The sequence below is a fragment of the Lysinibacillus irui genome (assembly GCF_028877475.1).
GTDB lineage: Bacteria > Bacillota > Bacilli > Bacillales_A > Planococcaceae > Lysinibacillus > Lysinibacillus irui.
This window is the reverse complement of sequence record NZ_CP113527.1, coordinates 1003956-1022668: the sequence shown is the minus strand read 5'-3', so window position 1 is coordinate 1022668 and position 18713 is coordinate 1003956. Positions and strand designations below refer to the sequence as shown.

Genomic DNA, 18713 nt, shown 5'->3' with positions numbered 1-18713 from the left:
CTACTTTAGTGGATTTAATACTTTTTCTAAATGCAATAAAATTAATAATCGTTTTTCTACTTTAGCTACTCCTGAAATAAATTCCTCTTCAAGTGATCCAACAACCTCTGGTTGTGGTTCAATAGCACTTGCAGGAATATCAATCACATCGTTAGCTGAGTCTACGACAAAGCCTACTTCCATATCCTCTAATGAAATAATAATAATGCGTGTTGTTTCCTCATGATCAGAAATCGGTAATTCAAAACGTTCTCGTAAATCCACTATCGGCGTTACAACCCCACGTAGATTGATTACACCTTTGACATATTTCGCTGTTTTCGGCACACGTGTGATATGCATTAATTTTTCTATTCCTTGGACATGGGATACAGGAATTGCATATTCTTTATCAGCTAGTTGAAAAACAATAACTTTTATACTTTCTTGTTCCACTGCGTTTGTCATACTTTACACCTCTCTTATTCATTCACCTTACTTAATTAGTGCGTTGCAATCTACAATCAAGGCTACCTTACCATTACCTAAAATAGTTGCACCGGAAATCGCAAAGATATTTGTTAAGTAATTTCCTAATGACTTCAAGACAATTTCTTGTTGGCCAATGAAAGAATCCACTACTAAACCAGCAAGTTTTTCACCTTTGCGGACAATTACTACTGAATGGAATTCTTCCTCTTGCGGTGCTTTACGTGGAACTTCAAAGATTTCCTCTAAAAATACCAAAGGAACAACCTTGCCACGGAAGTCGATTACTTTTTGATTATGTGCATTCATAATCTCTGATGAACGGATAATAGATGTTTCAATAATAGACGACAGCGGAATTGCATAAATTTCCTTTTCAATTTCCACAAGCATTACTGAAATAATAGATAATGTCAGTGGTAATTGAATTGAAAAGATAGATCCAACGTCTTGTGTAGATTCAATTGAAATATTGCCACCTAATGATTCAATCGTTGTTTTCACAACATCTAATCCTACCCCACGACCAGACACATCTGAAATAACATCTGCAGTCGAGAAGCCTGAAGCTAAAATAAGCTCATTGATTTGTTGATCAGACATTGAATAAGATTGTTCTTGTGTCACAATGCCTTTTGAAATAGCTTTCGCTAGTACTTTTTCACGATTGATGCCTGCACCATCATCTTCAATCTCGATAAAGACGTAGTTACCACTATGGTATGCACGTAATACCACCGTTCCTTCCTCTGGCTTGCCTTTTGCACGACGAGCCGTTGGATTCTCAATTCCATGGTCTACAGAATTACGGATTAAATGGACTAGCGGATCACCAATTTCATCGATAACCGTACGATCTAATTCAGTTTCAGCACCAATAATTTCAAGGTTAATTTTCTTATTTAAGTCACGCGATAGTTGACGAATCATTTTTGGGAAACGGTTGAAAACAGTTTCGACTGGAACCATGCGCATCGTTAAAATGATTGTTTGTAAATCACCCATTACACGACTCATTCGCTCAACTGTTTCATTGAGTTCTCCATGATTCACTTCTGTAGCGATAGATTGAAGGCGACCACGATCAATGACTAGCTCCTCAAATAAGTTCATTAAAATATCAAGTCGTTCAATATTTACACGAATTGTTTTATTCCCAACTGGTGCATGTGTTTTATCAGCCTTGTTAGGAGCTGCTGATTTAGCTGGCTTTGCAACTGGTTCGGCTTTAGTAGGTGTAGCCTCCATCTCAACTACCGCAGTGGCCGTTGCAGCTATTTCTTGTTGAGCTTCATATTCTTTTTCACTAAATTTCTTTTGGTCAATAGTTGTCACAACAACTTCCTCAACCTCTGAAACTTTCATCAGCTTTTTCTGCATATCTTCTGCTGATTCTTTTGTGACAAATGCAACATAAAATTGTTGATCAAACTGTTCATCTTCAAGTTTTTCAACCGATGGACTTGATTTAATGACATCCCCATCTTTTTCTAAAATCTCAAATACCATAAATACACGTGCAGCCTTTAGAAGGCAATCCTCACGTAACGTAACTGAAATTTCATAAGCATTAAAGCCTTGTTCAGATGATTGAGTAATAACTGTTTGTTCAAAACTATCATATTCTAAAACACTTTCTACAGCTGGTGCTACGGCTGTTGCTACCACCTCAGCTACTGCTTCCTCACCTAATTCAATCCGTTTAAGCTGCGCAACCGTTGATGAAACATCACGTTTTCCATCACCGCCGTTCGCAATATCCATCACCATTTCTTCTAAATGATCAACAGATTCAAAGACAACGTCTAAAATTTCAGGTGTTACAGAAATCTTTTCATTTCGAATAGCATCTAATACATTTTCCATTTTATGGGTTAAATCAGCTAAATCTTCAAATCCCATTGTGGCAGACATACCTTTTAACGTATGGGCTGAACGGAAGATTTCCCCAACAATTGCTAAGTCTTCTGGATTTTTTTCTAATTCTAATAAATGTTCACTACACGCTTGTAAATGCTCTTTACTTTCTTCAATAAACATCTCTAAATATTGATTGACTTCCATAAGAGGACACCCCTTTTAAGGCAAATATTTCATTATTGTTTGTGCAATATCATCTACATCTGCAACTTCATCTACAAGTTGCGTTTCAACCGCTGCTTTTGGCATACCATATACAATGCATGTTTCTGATGACTCTGCAATTGCAATAACGTTACCAGTACTTTTTAATATCTTTAATCCGTTAGAACCGTCATGACCCATACCTGTCATAATCACTGCTACTTTATCAAAATCGTTAAACTGACTAACATCTTCAAACATCACATCAACAGAAGGTCGATGGCCTGATCTTGGTGGTTCTTGGTTATCTAGAACAATACCAAAAGTCGTCCCTACTTTTCTGAGTTTTATATGATAACCACCTGGTGCAATATAGGCCACTCCATTTTGCAATATATCTCCCTGTTCAGCTTCCTTTACAGTAATTTCACTCAGCTGATCGAGACGAGTAGCAAGTGATTTAGTAAATCCAGCAGGCATATGCTGAACAATTAATATAGGTGCTTGGATGGATTTAGGGATTTTAGTTACAACCTCCTGAAGTGCACGAGGTCCTCCGGTGGACGTACCAATTAGCACAATTTTTTTCCCAACTTTACTCCATTCTACCTGTGGCCTTGTTACCGCTACCTTAGTAGCAGTAGAATTTGCAGGAGTATGTGCTCGTCCAACCTGTTGTAATTCATTTATTACGGTACTCGCCTTTGTCACTGGTTCTTGTTGTCTTTTACTACCAGAAGGTTTTTTCAATTTGGAAATTGGCACCATAGCAGCTTGCTCCACTTTACGAACGAGCTCATTTTGGATTTTATGTAAATCAAGAGAAATAGTTCCGCTTGGCTTTGCGACAAAATCTACTGCACCACTCTCAATTGCTGCTATCGCATTTTCTGTCCCACGCTGTGTGGTACTCGAGAGCATTACTACGGGAACTGGACATTGTTTCATAATTTCTTTTAAAGCATCGAGCCCATTCAATTCGGGCATTTCAATATCCATTGTCACAACTGTAGGCTTCAACGATTGTATCTTTTTGATCGCATCTTTTCCATTCCGTGCTGTTCCAACAACTTCTACCTTCGAGTTGCCAACAAAAAAGTCACTAATTAGCTTTCTCATAAAAGCAGAATCATCCACAACTAATAGCTTGCTTTTATGTAAAAAGTCCAATTAATCACGCCCTTTCGAGAAAATACTTCTGAGTTTTGTTATAAATTTTTTTGCTGCTTGATCATGTGCATGTATTTCCTCCACACGATGCTCTATAAATCGTACAACAATGAGCTGTAATGTCTTTGAAATGAGTGCGTCTGGGTAAGCAAGAGAGAATGGTACTTGCTCACGCACGGCCTTACGCACAATTGGATCCTCAGGTAAAGAACCAAGAGTTTCTATCTCTTTGTCTAAAAAACGTTTCATCGTTACCTTTAATCGTTCATTCGTTTCTATTCCTTCTTCTTTGCTAAAAGCACGGTTACAGAGAGTATAAAACTGCTTTTCTGGATCTCGAACATGTATATATTTCATCATGGAATATGCATCTGTTATAGAGGTAGGTTCCGCAGTTGAAATAACAATAATTTCATCAATGGATGTTAGTAAGTCTAGCGACCAATTTGTCGCACCAGCCCCCATATCAAATAAAATATAATCATAGTTTTTTTGAAGCTGTTCAAATGCAAGAATAAGTCGCTCAAACATACTATGTGACCACTCAAGTACGCTTGTCATACCTGATCCACCTGAAATATATTTTAAACCATAGGGTCCTTCAAATATGACCTCATCAAGTTGCTTATTTCCTTCTAGGTAATCTTTTAAACTATTAGAAACATTTCTTCCAATTAGAATATGGATATTCCCCATCCCAATATCCATATCAACAACGGCAACTTTTTTACCTTTTTGGACTAAAGTCATAGCAAAATTCATTGTGAAGTTACTTTTACCTACCCCACCTTTCCCACTAACAATTGCAATTGCTCTACCTAGTTCGCCTTGCTGTTTCATCATTTTCAAGCGTAATGCTTCAGCTTGGTCTCTCATTTTTCTTCACCTTGAAAAAACAAATTAAGCACTGCTTCTAAATCAGCTTCCTCAATATCTTCTGGTACTTCTTGACCATTCGTATAGTAAGCAAGTCCTTTATTATATTTAATCATTAAATTGATCATAGTGCCAATAGAATTTGTTTCATCAATCTTAGTGAAAATAAATTTTTCAATCGGTACTTGTTTAAATTGGTCAACAATGTTTTCCATATCCTTTTCTTTCGTTGTCATGGCAAGGACTAAGTAAGATTCTGCTTGATCATCAAATTTTATGAGACGCTGGAGATCTTCCACATATTTAACTTCTTTATAATTTCGGCCAGCTGTATCAATAAAAACTAAATCTAAATGAGATAACTTTTGCACGGCTTGCTCAAAATCTGTGGCATTATAGGCTATTTCGACAGGTGCCTGTAAAAGCCCAGCATATGTTTTTAGCTGCTCTATTGCAGCAATTCGATATGTGTCAGTCGTGATAAAGCCAACCTTTTTCTTTTTTTCTAACACAGCTCTAGCTGCCATTTTGGCAATGGTTGTTGTCTTTCCAACACCTGTTGGTCCTAAAACATTGATATATTTTCTTTCGTAGGATAATCCCCCTACTTGAAGAACTTCTAACTTTTTACGTAGTAAATTTTTCGTAATCATTTTACATTGTGAGAAATTTATTTCTGACGCTTCTTTAAAATGCATAAAAAGCTCATCACCTATCGTTGTGATGAGCTCTTCACTTAGCTCTTGCTGTCTTAAGTATTCAATGAAGGGTAAGAGTTCATCGGGATATTGAGCTTGGGTAGTCTTTTTATGCATGGATTGCATTAAAGATTTTAAATCAGCAATTTCCTTCCTCAATTCTTCAGACATGCTAGTGTCCTCTAGTACAGCTGCATCCTGCGGTATTTGATCTTGATGAATTTTTGCTTGAATAGCATCAGTAATCTCTTGTAGCCTTGCATTGTTTTTCGGAGCTACAGGTAATACAGCAGGTGAGGGTGCTGGAGCTACTTGATTTGGCTCCATTGCATCCACTCCTGCAACCACTTCAAAACTTTTCTGTTTAATCATACCGAAAAATTTCTTTTTAATGACTACTTTTGAATTCAAAATGACTGCGTCCTCACCTAATTCTGCCCGCACCTGCTTCATCGCTTCTGGTATGGATGATGCATAATACTTTTTCATTTTCATTGAACATTCACCACTCCAACACTTTGAATTTCGACCGAAGCATCCAGCTCATTATAGGATAAAACCGGAATTTGTGGGAAATAACGCTCCGTGAGTTGACGTAAGTACATACGAACAGCTGGAGAGCATAAAATAATAGCGGATTGCTCCATAAAGGAAACACGCTCTACCTCTGCTGCAATAGTCTCTAAAACTGTTTGAGAATCTTGAGGATCCATTGCTAAATAATTCCCATGATCCGTTTGCTGAATACTATCAGCAATCATTTTTTCTACCTTACCTGACACCGTAATAACCTTTAATGCTGAGCTATCTCCAACATACTGCGCCGTAATTTGGCGAGCCAATGCTTGACGAACATACTCTGTTAAAATATCTGTATCACTCGTTAACTTTGCATAGTCAGCAAGTGTTTCAAAAATAATTGGTAAGTTACGGACAGATACATTTTCCCGAAGTAGCTTGCCAAGTACCTTTTGAATTTCTCCAGTAGATAAAGGAGTTGGCGTCAATTCCTCTACTAAAATTGGATGCGTTTCGCGCAAATGATCGATTAGCTGCTTTGTCTCTTGACGTCCTAGTAACTCATGAGCATTTGCTCGTATAATTTCTGTTAAGTGTGTTGACACCACACTTGGTGGATCCACAACAGTATAACCATACATTTCTGCATCTTCTTTTACTTGCTCTGTAATCCATTTAGCTGGTAGTCCAAATGATGGCTCAACCGTATCAATACCTTCAATAGAATCATCATCGCCTGGACTCATCGCTAAGTAATGATCTAATAAAAGCTCACCACGTGCCATTTCGTTCCCTTTTATTTTGATTCGATATTCATTTGGTTGAAGTTGAATATTATCACGAATACGAACAACTGGAATGACAATTCCTAATTCTAATGCTAGCTGTCGACGAATCATGATGACACGATCTAATAAATCTCCACCTTGTGCAGCATCTACTAAAGGAATTAATCCATAACCAAATTCAAATTCGATAGGGTCCACATTTAATAAATTCACAACATTTTCAGGGCTCTTCATGCCATCTGTTGCCACTTCTTCCTCAATTTCAAGTAATTCCTCTTCGTCCTCTGGCTTCTTACGCCCCATCATATAAGCTCCTGCTATTAGAGCAATTCCGATTGGAAGTGTGATCCAATCCGGAATTGGCGTAAATAAACCAAGTAATACAATTGTACCACCAGCTACATAAAGAAGCTTAGCTTGGGCAAATAATTGTCCTGTAATGTCCTGGCCAAGACTCCCTTTAGAAGATGCACGTGTTACAACTATCCCTGTGGCTGTTGAAATAAGCAAGGCCGGAATTTGGGATACAATACCATCACCAACAGTTAGCTTAGAAAAATGAGTTGCTGCTTCCGCAAATGGAAGCCCCATTTGGACAACCCCAATGATGATACCGAATAATAGGTTGATAATAACCATTACCATCGAGGCAATGGCATCCCCTTTTACGAATTTTGTAGCACCGTCCATCGCTCCATAGAAGTCGGCTTCTCCTGATACTTTTTCACGACGTTCACGTGCTTCCTTTTCGGAAATAATCCCTGCATTTAAGTCAGCATCAATACTCATTTGTTTACCAGGCATTGCATCAAGTGTGAAACGTGCTGCAACTTCAGCTACCCGCTCTGCACCTTTTGTAATAACAATAAACTGAATTAACACTAGAATTAAAAAGACAACTAAACCAACAAGAATATTTCCTCCAACTACGAAATCACCGAATGTTTCAACGACAGATCCTGCATCACCATTCGCTAGAATGGCACGAGTTGTGGATACACTTAATCCTAACCGGAACAAAGTTAACAGTAATATTACTGAAGGAAAAATTGAAAAATCTAATGCTTCCTTCATGCTCATTGCTGTTAGCAGTACAATTAATCCTAATGTAATATTAATGACAATTAAGAAACTTAACATCCACGGAGGAAGAGGGATGATGAGCATCGCAACGATTAAAATAACCGCACCTAAAACCCCAATATCGCGAACTTTCATTTGTGTCCCTCCTACTAAAAAGCTTTAAATTTTTCGCTTAATGCGGTAAACATAAGCAAGTATTTCTGCTACTGCTTTAAAAAATTCCTCTGGTACTTGATCACCAATTTCAACTTGATCATACATAGCACGTGCTAATGGTCTATTTTCAACCATAATGACGTCATGTTCTTTGGCAATCAGTTTAATTTTTTGAGCGATAAAGTCTGTCCCCTTAGCAATTATACGTGGGGCATCCATGCTATCCTCATCATATTTGAGGGCAATCGCATAGTGAGTAGGGTTAGTGATGACAACATCTGCACTTGGCACCTCTGACATCATACGTCGCATGGCCATTTCACGTTGTCGTTGTTTGATTTTTGATTTAATCAGAGGGTCACCCTCACTATTTTTATATTCATCTTTAATATCTTGCTTAGACATTTTAAGATTTTTTTCATATTCATATTTTTGATAAATCCAGTCTAAGAGGGATACACAAAGTAAAACTAAAGAAGCCGCTATACCCATAATGCCAACAAGCTTCCCTACTGTTATGAGCGTCATCCACGGGCTTTTAAAAGATAGTGCTAAAACTTCCGGTAAGTTTGTCCAAATAATGATCGTTGTCACACTTCCGATAAAGCCTATCTTTAAGACAGACTTCAGTAACTCAACAATGGCTTTAACAGAAAATATCTTTTTTAACCCTTTAATAGGGTCCATCTTTTTCAAATCAAATTTCATTGGCTCTAATGTAAAGAGAAAGCCAAACTGCAGAAAGTTACCTGCCAGTGCTCCAACCACTGCAATTGCCATAATCGGTACAACTATAAAAGCCATTTGTATCAATGTTTCTGTAAATAAGTGCATCACACTATCAATAGTCAATGTTTCGATGCGTATGTTATGAATAAAAGTTTGCCTAAAAAAAGCTAGTAGCTCGTCCCGTAAAGTTCCGGCGAAAAAAAATAAAAAGATAAATACCATAAGCATGACAATGGCACTAGTAATATCCTGACTCTTTACGACCTGTCCTTTTTTTCGAGCATCCTGACGTTTTTTAGGTGTCGCCTTTTCTGTTTTTTCCCCTGAAAAAAACTGTATATCTAAATTCAGTAGTAGTTTCATATTATCCACCACCTAAAATGGCCATTAAATCACGTATACCATAGATCATAATTGTAATGAGCTTTTGAATAACTTGAATCATTACAGCCATCATTGTAAACAACACTAAAAAACTAACACCAATTTTAATAGGGAAACCTACAACAAATATATTTAATTGGGGCACTGTTTTCGCAGTAATACCCAAAGCTAAATCGACTAAAAATAAGGTTGCCACCACAGGAGCAGCCATTTGGAATGCTATCGCGAAAACGGCTGTGAAAGTTGTGATGATGAACTGCGGAAAGTTTTCATTCGCAAAACTAGGAAATTGATCCATCGGTAAAAATTGATAGCTATAGTAAATGCCGTTTAAAATCATATGATGCCCATCAATAGCTAGCAATAAAAGAAGTGCTAGCATATTAAAAAACTGACCAATTAATGGGCTTTGTGCACCCGTTTGTGGGTCAATGATATTGGCGATGGCAAATCCCATTTGAAAATCTATAAAGCTTCCGGCAATTTGTATTGCGGACATGATGATATAGCCAATAAGACCAAATAACAGTCCAACAAGTGCCTCTTTCATCACTAATAATATGTATTCATCATTAAAAGCAAATGGCTCAACATCCAGTGTATAATACATCATCCAAGCTAATACCAATGCGAGAGTAATTTTGACTTGTGGCGGGATGGTCCTATACGAAAAAAATGGTACTGTAACAAAAAATGCTGAAACTCGCACAAGTACTAATAAGAAAACCGTTAAATGCGGAATTAATTCATTCATGGACTCACCCTATATAACGCGTTAAATTCTCAAAAATGTCTCTCGCATAGCTAATTACTTGAGATAACATCCATGGGCCAAAAAACACAATGGCCACAAAGACAGCAATGATTTTTGGTACGAATGCTAATGTTTGCTCTTGAATGGAAGTTGTTGCTTGAAAAACACTGACCGCTAATCCAGTAACTAAGGCAACTAAAAGTAGCGGACCGCTTGTTAGAAGGATAATCATAATGGCACGCTCTGCAATGGAAATAACCAATTCACCTGTCATACTGTATCATCCCCTAAAAACTTTGTAGTAACGATTTCATAACGAGATACCAGCCATCGACGAGAACAAATAATAAAATCTTAAATGGCAAAGAAATCATTACTGGTGGTAACATCATCATCCCCATCGACATTAATGTACTTGCAACAATCATATCGATTACGAGGAATGGTATAAAAATCATAAATCCAATTTGAAATGCTGTTTTTATTTCACTCAAAGCAAATGCAGGAACGAGCATTGTCAGAGGTATTTCTTCGACTGATGCTGGTTTTTCTGCTTGATTATACGATAAAAACAAATCAAGATCTTTTTGCCTTGTATGCTTACTCATAAACTCTTTAAATGGCACACTTGCACGATCATAAGCTTCTTCCAGTCCAATTTCTTCAGCAAATAACGGCTGTAATGCCTCTTTATTAACCTCTTGAAAAGTTGGCGCCATAATAAAGAACGTTAAAAATAGTGCCAGACCGATAATCACTTGATTGGGTGGCATTTGCTGTGTAGCTAATGCCGTACGCACAAAGGATAGGACAATCACAATACGAGCAAAGGATGTCATCAAAATTAATATACTCGGTGCAAGTGATAAAACAGTTAGTAAAAGTAAGAGCTTAACAGATGTAGAGACGTTGGTAGGATCGCTATTGGAAAAAACATTGATTAAATCATTCATTTATCATCCTTCTCCTTTTGCTTCCATCTCTCTATCTCGTCACTACGCTCCTGTTTTATTTCGGATATCTTTTTTTCAAATAATGTGCCAAATGAGTCTTGCTTTTGTTCATTGCGCACGCTTACTTGATCTTTTTTCTTAAATTTAGATAATACTTCTGCAATATACGGTGATGTTGCTGCAAGTTCTTGCCTTTCGTTATATAGTGCTAACAATGCTTCAACTTCTTCTGGATCAGTAATTTCACGTAACAGTTGAACGTCTTCTCCAACACCAACTAGATACAATGTCTTACCTACTTGTAAAAGCTGAACCGATTTTTGAGCACCTAACGATAAACCGCCTAAATTTTGTACCATTTGATTACGTTGGAAGTTTAAATTTCGCTTGTTTAAAAACTTCATCAATCCATAAAATAAAGCTACAACAAAAATAAGCGCCAAAACCATTTTTATGTATTCCCATGCAGATATATCTCCAGCTGCTGATACATTTGTCTCTTGTTTAGCAGCTGGATCAGTAGTATCTCCATTACAAGCTTCTGGGTTTTGAATGCAATCCGTGACACTATTCGTATCAGCGTCTGCATAGACAGAAGCTGGTGTTGGGTATAAAAACAGGAAGGTTACAAGAAATGCGAAAATCATCGTTAAACGAAATGATTTTAACATTTTCATGCAATCATCCTAGTGCTTTTTGAATCGCTTCAATTACTCGATCTGCTTGGAAAGGCTTAACGATAAAGTCCTTTGCACCAGCTTGAATTGCATCGATTACCATTGCTTGTTGTCCCATTGCTGAGCACATAATTACAGTTGCACTTGGATCAGAACCCTTAATTGCTTTAAGAGCAGCAATACCATCCATCTCTGGCATTGTAATATCCATTGTTACTAAATCTGGTTTTAATTCATTGTACTTTTCAACAGCCTGTAAACCATCTGCTGCCTCTCCAACAACTTCAAATCCATTTTTTGATAAAATATCCTTGATCATCATGCGCATAAATGCAGCATCGTCTACAATCAAAATTCTTTTAGACATGGTTAACTCCTCCAATTGAAACTATCTTAAATTATTTAAACGTTCTGCTTGACTTAAAACATCTGTAATACGGACACCAAAGTTCTCATCAATAACAACAACTTCACCCTTAGCGATTAAACGACTATTCACTAAAATATCAACCGGTTCCCCGGCTAATTTATCTAGTTCAATAATCGAACCACTTGATAGTTCTAAAATCTCTTTTACAGAACGCTTCGTACGTCCTAACTCTACAGTAACTTGCAATGGAATATCAAGTAGCATATTTAAATTTCTAGCTTCAGATTGAGAGATTACATTTGTATCGAAGCTAGCAAACTGTGCTTGTTGCACATTCACAGGTTGGGCAGGCCTTGATGGTTGCGTAAACTGTGGTTGCTCCTGATATATAGGTTGCTGCATTGGTGCTGCCGGCTGCTCATAAATTGGTTGGGCAGGTGGCGGTGTTGCAGGCACCGATTGTTGAACAGGCGTTGGTGCAACTGGAGGTGCTTCAGGAGCAATAGTAGCAGCCACTGGTTCTTCAATTGACTCTGTTTCACCTAATAGAGATTTTACGATGTTTTGACTAAATTTAAGCGGTAAGAGCTGCATTAAATTTGAATCAATTAAATTACCAATTCGCAGTCTAAATGAAACTTTAACGAGTAAATCATCTTCTGGTATATTCTCTCGACCTTCGTCTTGTGAAATATTCATTAAATCTATTGTCGGTGGAGAGATATCCACTTTTTTGTTGAATACTGTTGACATTGATGTTGCCGCTGAACCCATCATTTGGTTCATTGCCTCTTGAACAGCACTTAACTGAATTTCACCTAAGTCTGGCTTTGGATTTAATCCATCGCCACCTAACATTAAATCAGCAATAATGGCTGCATCCGATTGTTTAATAACAAGTAAATTCATACCCGTTAAACCAATCGTGTATTCCACTTGAACAGCCACATAAGGATGAGGAAATTCCTCTTCTAATTTATTGCGATTGATCATTGAAATACTTGGTGTAGTAATATCAACTTTTTGACCTAATAACGCAGAAAGAGCTGTAGCAGAGCTTCCAAAAGAAATATTACCTACCTCACCTAATGCATCTTGTGCAAACGAATCTAGGTAATCCTCTACTCTAATTTCATTTGTTTCATCATTTGAAGAAGCTGCAGTGTCGCTGTTTTTATCTTCCAACGTCTCGCCCCTTAATAACGCTTCAATTTCTTCTTGGGAGAGCATTTCATCACTCATCTTCGTCTCCTCCTTTCAAAGGGTCGATAATCTGGATTGCTAATTTTTTACCTTGCTTACCTGGTTGAACAGTAAACTTCGGCAATGTTCCTACTTTCAATAGTAATGGGTCTTCAATTTTTTGATCTAACTGAATAACATCGCCAACTTGCATTGTAAGAAAATCTTCGATTGTGATGTCTGTTAAACCTAATTCAACTGAAAGTGGTAATTGAGCTTGTTTCACACGCGTTTCCAGCATTTTTGTTTGTTCTGGAGACATTTCTTTTGTATTGGTTTGCATCCAATAGCGAACAGAAAGATTTGGAACAATTGGCTCTAATACAACATGAGGAATACAAATATTAATCATGCCGCTTGTCTCACCAATGATTGTATTTAACGAAATGACAACAACTGTTTCATTTGGTGAAATCATTTGTAAAAATTGTGGATTTACTTCAAGCTCCACTAAAATCGGATCGATTTCCGCTACATTTTCCCATGCCTCGCGTAAATTATCGAATGAACGTTCAAAAAGGTTTGTCATAATTTTAGTTTCAATTTCAGTTAGATTATCTACATTACTATGACTCGCCCCACTACCGCCCATTAAACGATCTAACATGGAATAGGCAATGTTCGGATTTATTTCCATCAATATATTACCATCTAATGGTGGCACTTCAAACACATTAATGAGTGTCATATTCGGAATCGAACGAACAAACTCTTCAAATGGTATTTGGTCTACTGATGCAACCGTAATCTGCACATAGCTTCTAAGTTGTGCAGAGAAGAAGGTTGTCAATAATCGTGCAAAATTTTCATGTATTCGGGTCAAACTTCGGATTTGATCTTTTGAGAATCTAAGTGCACGTTTAAAGTCATATACTTTAACTTTGCGAACCTCATCCTCTTTTTTTATGTCATCTGCTGACATTTCGCCAGTTGATATAGCGGAAAGCAGCGCATCTATCTCGGATTGAGATAACACATCTCCTGCCATTTGCCCACCTCCATTTCAAGCAGTTTCTGTTTTATTGAGTGATGAAGGAGGTAAAATATACTTCCTGAACTTCTCCCTCTTGCATCAATTCATTTAACCTTGTTTTTAATGATTTTTGGAAAATTTGTTTGCCTTGCTTACCTTCTAAATCCTTTTGCTCCATTTCAGAAAGCTCTTGAATGGCAATGTTTTGCACTTGGAAAACACGCTTTGTTAATTCTGCAGCAGCATCTTTACTTGTTGTTTGAATTTTTAATGACAAGCGCACAACTCTTTTATCAGCAAGATTTGTTGTGATTTCTGGTACCTCCACTGTGGACTCTACAATCTCGTCAATGGATGGCTCAACAGCTCCTGTTGGTTTATTAAATTGTGTAAGCAATACAAACAAAATAACCCCAATCAGTATGACTGCCACTAGCAAAATAATAATCATTGTTAACATTTTATTATTCTTCATCTTTTTCACCTCGTAGATGCGGGTTGGATAAAATTTGTATATTGTTATAAAAGGCAGTTACCTTTTGTCGCACCTCATCTTCACTCTCTAAAACAATTACTTTTGTTCCAGTTGTTAAAGTAATAGTCGTATCTGGGAAAGATTCGACTGTTTCTATGTATAAAGCGTTTAATGTAAATGCTTTGCCACTAAGACGTGTTAGCTCTATCATTGAAATAGGGCCGGGTCTAGCATGAGAGCCGGCCCGACCCTCCCTCATATGAAAATATGTTTTATTAAAAGTCCACTTTGAAAGGACTACACTATAAGATTATCGTTTTAAGTTTACTAGCTCTTGTAACACTTCATCCGAAGTAGTAATAATACGTGTATTTGCTTGGAAACCACGTTGCGCTACAATCATCTCTGTAAATTCTTCTGAAAGGTCAACATTGGACATTTCTACTGTCCCTGGCACTACTTTACCCATCCCTGCAACAGTGGCTACTTGTGCATAAGCAGCACCAGAGTTAGCAGTTTGTTGATAATAGTTCCCACCAACCTTAGAAAGACCTCCAGCATTTGGGAATTTAGCCATAACTAGCTGACCTGCCCATTTACGATCACCGTTTAGGTCTACATATTCAATCGTACCATTAGCCCCGATGCTAATCTCTTTAGCAGTCGTTGGGATACGTATTGGTCCCACAGTTCCATCATCAGGTGTTAGTACACCTTCATCATCAAATAAGTTTGCACCTTCATCTCCAGAAGCAACTGGTGCATCATCTGGATTAATACCATCATCATCAGTTTCCATAACGATATCTTCTCCTGCAGTTACACCCACTAAATATTTCCCATCTGCATTTACTATATAGCCATTACTATCCATGTAGAAGACACCATTGCGGGTAAATAAAGTATTATTAAATCCTTCATCATCAATAAAACCACTATCTGGGTCTGGAGCTCCATTTGCATCGGCTACCATAAAGAAGCCATCTCCTTCAATCCCTAAGTCAAGTCCACGTCCGGTACTTTGTAATGAGCCGCCGCCATGTATTGTATCAATAGCTGCTAATTGAGCGCCCAAACCAACTTGTTGCGGGTTAACCCCACCTCGAGTAGCAGTTGCTGCAGATGCACCAGCTTGTGTCTGAGACATTAAATCTTTAAAAAGAACTCGACCTTTTTTAAAGCCCACAGTATTAACATTCGCGATGTTATTACCAATAACATCTAGCTTTGTTTGGAAGTTTTTAAGACCTGAAATACCTGAATACATAGAACGTAACATAAGTTGTCGTTCTCCCTTCATTTTTTATGTGTGAGCCTCTATCAATCAGCATCACTAAGGCTTCCTTACGTAAGAAGGTCCGGCCTTTATAGTACAATCGTGCCATCAATATTTGTAAATAGCTGTTGCTTTGCTTCCGTGCGATCCATTGCTGTAATGACAGTCGCGTTTTTAGCACTGATAATTAAAGCTGCTTGATCCATCAAAACTAATGGTTGTTTGACACCTTTTGAGCGTGCTTCAAATACCTTATCCGATACAACCTGCCATTCTTGTTCAGAGATATCGATTTTGCGCTCCATCATTCGTTCATGCGCATGCTTGCTCACCTTTAGCTCTTGCTTTGCCGCTTCTTGTAAATGCGCTTTAAACGAAGATTGCTGTGAATTGAGTGATGTAGGCTGTGTTGTGCGAATAGATGGATGCAAGGGTACACGATGAATTGAAAACTTATCCATCACTTTTCTCCACCTTTATTCGCTAATTACAGTAAAATCTTTATCTGTTAGTTTTTTATCATTATCTAAAACGTAATAAATGACGCCATCTTTATTTGAAACAGAAACGATTCGCCCTTGTAATTCTTGTTCTCCATCTTTATACGTCACATTTTTACCAATCAATTTACTTGCCTGCACGAGTGGAGATTCTGTAGCTGTGTTATCACCAGTGGTATTTGTTCCAGAGCCACCTAAGATTCCTGAAATATTGCCCGGAGTTATTTCTTTCCCATCAGCTAAAACGAATACAACACTTCCATCAACAAATTTAAGGGACTCGATAACGCCTGTTCCTTCATTAACAACAGGATTCCCTTTTTCATCTTTCTCTTCTGTAATTTCATGCCATTTAACTTCTTTGCCAACAAATGTCGAATAACTCATCATTTGTGTTTGTTGCTGTGATGCTAGTAAAGATTCCATGGCCTTTGTCATGTTTTGCATTTGCTCTAAAGAAGAAAACTGTGCCATCTGAGAAATAAATTCTCGGTCATCCATCGGATTCGTAGGATCCTGATGCTGTAATTGTGTTATTAACAATTGTAGAAAGGCATCCTTACCAAGTTCACTATTACCTGTTTGCTTCGTAGGTTTTCTATAATTAGAGTAATAAAGGTCGTCTGTTATAGCCTGATTGGTCGCTTTCGTCGTAGTTGCATCTGCCATTGTTACACCTCCTCATTGATTAAATAGTCACTAAAGGATAATCCTTCATCGTCATCATTATTGTTTTGTTCTTGCTCATCATCTTGCTGCTGCTTAAAGAAATTATTGAAGAAGCTTTGATCCCGTTGTTGACGATCCGCATCCTGCAGTGATTGTGCGATATCCAGACGATCCACTTGAATGTTTTGCTGAACAAACGCTTGCTTTAACTGGTGTGCTTGACTGTCAAGTAACTCACGTCCATGAGCTGTAGAAGCTAGTAGACGAGCTGTCAGTACACCATCATTTTGGACAAGTTCAATACGAACGGTCCCTAGGTTTTCCGGATACAGTTTAATCGTTAAACGAGTGATCCCTTGTGCATTAGAAATTTGTGCTCTATTAATTATGGCTTGCATTTCTTTTAATAAAGCTTCTGACTGAGCAGGTTTGGCAGTTGGTAATGTTACCTGGAATGTATCTGGTTTTGTTTGAACGGTTTGTGGTGTCACCATATCATTCGTACTTGTCTCACTCTGCTTCGTTACTTGGACTTGCTGAAAACCTTGTAGTGGGAAAGTTATTGTTGTTTTTGGTGATACTTGTGTTCCTACTTGCGTTTGCAATGACGTTAAAATATCTTTAACCGAAGATAACAAGTTTTCTTGGTTTGATGTTAAGTCCGTTTTCTGTCCTACCAATTGGGCTAGCTTCAACACTTGAAGAAGCTGTGTTGCCTCTTTCGGTGTTACTTGACCTTCCCCCTGTAATGCAGTACCTATTTGTGCTTGTAGGATCGGGGCTTGTGCATCCACTAATGATAATAGCTCCCAAACATCACTAGCTTCCTTTTCCTCTCCTAGCAGCTGTTGAACTACTTTTTGCAGTTGCTCTTCATCAATACCTAAGGCGTTTAATATATTGTCTAAATTAAGCATTTCATCCATCGCCACTGCTTTTCCGTCTTCACCAAGCTGAAGCATTAATAAACCATCATCATGGGGGATCCCTAGTAAATCTAGTACTTCCTCCATTGACCCAGCATATAAAATAGATTGTAAATCATCTAGCTCATTTGTTACAGTTGTCTGCGAGGATTGGTTTGTTTGCGTTGAAGACGACATCATTTGGCCAAAAACCGTCCCGAATTTTGATATATTATCTTTAGACGATGTTCCATTGATCTTGCCTTCCGTACTACTAACTGTTGTTGGTTTTGTTGTTTTAGTAGGCGCTGCTTTAGTCATCATTTGCATCATTGCTACATCCATTGTTGTTTCACCCCCTTTCACGAATCCTATTGTTTAGCCATCAGTTCAGTATATTTTGCTGCATCTTTAGCATCCATTTTCTCTAATATAGCTGCTAATTTATCAGGCTTTAAATTCGTTAAAATTCGTAGTGCTTCTGTATCACTCATATTGATCAACACAGGTGCCGCTGCTTTAGGAGACATCTTATCAAACGTCGATAAAATATCGTTGAAATCACGCTTTACTTCATCTTGCTCTCGATTCAATTTTTCTATTTCAAACTGAAGCTGTTCTTTTTCTGTCATTAGCTTCTCTTTTTCGGTTGTTGTTGTATCTAGCTTCTTTTGTAGCTGTGTAATTTCTGCTTCTTTTTCTTGTATCTCTGCCTGTAAATTGACTATTTTAGAGTCGTTATTAACGACAGCATCTTTTGCTTGTTGCTCTTCTGTTGGCATAAAAGGTAAACTACCTATCGCTTTTTTTCCTAAATCAAATACATTCGTATTCATTAACGTTGCCACAACAAGTAAAACTGCTACTACAAACATAATTGGCAGTACAATCCAAGTAAAAAACTTTAAAAAGCCCCCCTTTTTTTTCTTTGGTTGCTCTTCTATTAAATCTGCTGTTAATCGATTGTCTTTTTTCGCCATGAAA

Annotated in this window: 21 protein-coding genes; all 21 read right to left on the bottom strand. The window is 37.7% G+C overall.

Annotated elements, in window-relative coordinates; all coding sequences use genetic code 11:
• Positions 1–447, bottom strand: a complete 447-nt coding sequence (locus tag OU989_RS04825) for a chemotaxis protein CheW (protein ID WP_274795984.1) — start codon at positions 445–447, stop codon at positions 1–3.
• Between the two features lie 27 nt (positions 448–474).
• On the bottom strand, positions 475–2532 hold the full coding sequence (locus tag OU989_RS04820) for a chemotaxis protein CheA (protein ID WP_274795983.1): 2058 nt from the start codon (positions 2530–2532) through the stop codon (positions 475–477).
• A gap of 15 nt (positions 2533–2547) precedes the next feature.
• On the bottom strand, positions 2548–3702 hold the full coding sequence (locus tag OU989_RS04815) for a protein-glutamate methylesterase/protein-glutamine glutaminase (RefSeq protein ID WP_274795982.1): 1155 nt from the start codon (positions 3700–3702) through the stop codon (positions 2548–2550).
• Positions 3703–4578, bottom strand: coding sequence for a MinD/ParA family protein (locus OU989_RS04810; protein ID WP_274795981.1), 876 nt, complete (start codon positions 4576–4578; stop codon positions 3703–3705).
• A complete protein-coding gene (gene flhF / locus OU989_RS04805) occupies positions 4575–5771 on the bottom strand; it encodes a flagellar biosynthesis GTPase FlhF (protein ID WP_274795980.1) in 1197 nt (398 codons plus the stop codon). The genes OU989_RS04810 and flhF overlap by 4 nt, the downstream gene beginning before the upstream one ends.
• Positions 5768–7801, bottom strand: coding sequence for a flagellar biosynthesis protein FlhA (gene flhA / locus OU989_RS04800; protein ID WP_274795979.1), 2034 nt, complete (start codon positions 7799–7801; stop codon positions 5768–5770). The genes flhF and flhA overlap by 4 nt, the downstream gene beginning before the upstream one ends.
• A gap of 24 nt (positions 7802–7825) precedes the next feature.
• A complete protein-coding gene (gene flhB / locus OU989_RS04795) occupies positions 7826–8914 on the bottom strand; it encodes a flagellar biosynthesis protein FlhB (RefSeq protein WP_274795978.1) in 1089 nt (362 codons plus the stop codon).
• Position 8915: 1 nt separating this feature from the next.
• The gene (gene fliR / locus OU989_RS04790; RefSeq protein ID WP_274795977.1) at positions 8916–9689 is read right to left on the bottom strand and encodes a flagellar biosynthetic protein FliR; all 774 of its coding nucleotides are present in this window, start codon (positions 9687–9689) and stop codon (positions 8916–8918) included.
• A 4-nt stretch (positions 9690–9693) separates the two neighbouring features.
• Complete coding sequence (gene fliQ / locus OU989_RS04785; RefSeq protein ID WP_274795976.1) at positions 9694–9963, bottom strand: flagellar biosynthesis protein FliQ; 270 nt, start codon at positions 9961–9963, stop codon at positions 9694–9696.
• Positions 9964–9976: 13 nt separating this feature from the next.
• On the bottom strand, positions 9977–10642 hold the full coding sequence (fliP, locus tag OU989_RS04780) for a flagellar type III secretion system pore protein FliP (RefSeq protein WP_155590241.1): 666 nt from the start codon (positions 10640–10642) through the stop codon (positions 9977–9979).
• A complete protein-coding gene (locus tag OU989_RS04775) occupies positions 10639–11319 on the bottom strand; it encodes a flagellar biosynthetic protein FliO (RefSeq protein WP_274795975.1) in 681 nt (226 codons plus the stop codon). Before OU989_RS04775 ends, fliP begins: the two co-directional genes overlap by 4 nt.
• A 4-nt stretch (positions 11320–11323) precedes the next feature.
• Complete coding sequence (locus tag OU989_RS04770; RefSeq protein WP_008180756.1) at positions 11324–11686, bottom strand: response regulator; 363 nt, start codon at positions 11684–11686, stop codon at positions 11324–11326.
• A gap of 21 nt (positions 11687–11707) precedes the next feature.
• The gene (fliY, locus tag OU989_RS04765) at positions 11708–12931 is read right to left on the bottom strand and encodes a flagellar motor switch phosphatase FliY (protein WP_274795974.1); all 1224 of its coding nucleotides are present in this window, start codon (positions 12929–12931) and stop codon (positions 11708–11710) included.
• Complete coding sequence (gene fliM / locus OU989_RS04760; protein WP_274795973.1) at positions 12924–13919, bottom strand: flagellar motor switch protein FliM; 996 nt, start codon at positions 13917–13919, stop codon at positions 12924–12926. Before fliM ends, fliY begins: the two co-directional genes overlap by 8 nt.
• Before the next feature lie 31 nt (positions 13920–13950).
• A complete protein-coding gene (fliL, locus tag OU989_RS04755) occupies positions 13951–14379 on the bottom strand; it encodes a flagellar basal body-associated protein FliL (RefSeq protein ID WP_274795971.1) in 429 nt (142 codons plus the stop codon).
• Positions 14369–14590, bottom strand: coding sequence for a flagellar FlbD family protein (locus OU989_RS04750; RefSeq protein WP_274795969.1), 222 nt, complete (start codon positions 14588–14590; stop codon positions 14369–14371). The genes fliL and OU989_RS04750 overlap by 11 nt, the downstream gene beginning before the upstream one ends.
• Before the next feature lie 99 nt (positions 14591–14689).
• Positions 14690–15658, bottom strand: a complete 969-nt coding sequence (locus OU989_RS04745) for a flagellar hook-basal body complex protein (RefSeq protein WP_274795968.1) — start codon at positions 15656–15658, stop codon at positions 14690–14692.
• Positions 15659–15744: 86 nt separating this feature from the next.
• Positions 15745–16116 carry a TIGR02530 family flagellar biosynthesis protein gene (locus OU989_RS04740; RefSeq protein WP_274795967.1) on the bottom strand — a complete coding sequence of 124 codons (372 nt, stop codon included), beginning with the start codon at positions 16114–16116 and terminating at the stop codon, positions 15745–15747.
• Between the two features lie 15 nt (positions 16117–16131).
• Positions 16132–16824: a flagellar hook assembly protein FlgD gene (gene flgD / locus OU989_RS04735; RefSeq protein WP_274795966.1), complete on the bottom strand. Its 693-nt coding sequence runs from the start codon at positions 16822–16824 to the stop codon at positions 16132–16134.
• Between the two features lie 2 nt (positions 16825–16826).
• Positions 16827–18074: a flagellar hook-length control protein FliK gene (locus OU989_RS04730; protein WP_274795965.1), complete on the bottom strand. Its 1248-nt coding sequence runs from the start codon at positions 18072–18074 to the stop codon at positions 16827–16829.
• Between the two features lie 26 nt (positions 18075–18100).
• A complete protein-coding gene (locus tag OU989_RS04725) occupies positions 18101–18709 on the bottom strand; it encodes a MotE family protein (RefSeq protein ID WP_274795964.1) in 609 nt (202 codons plus the stop codon).
• Positions 18710–18713: the final 4 nt, after the last annotated feature.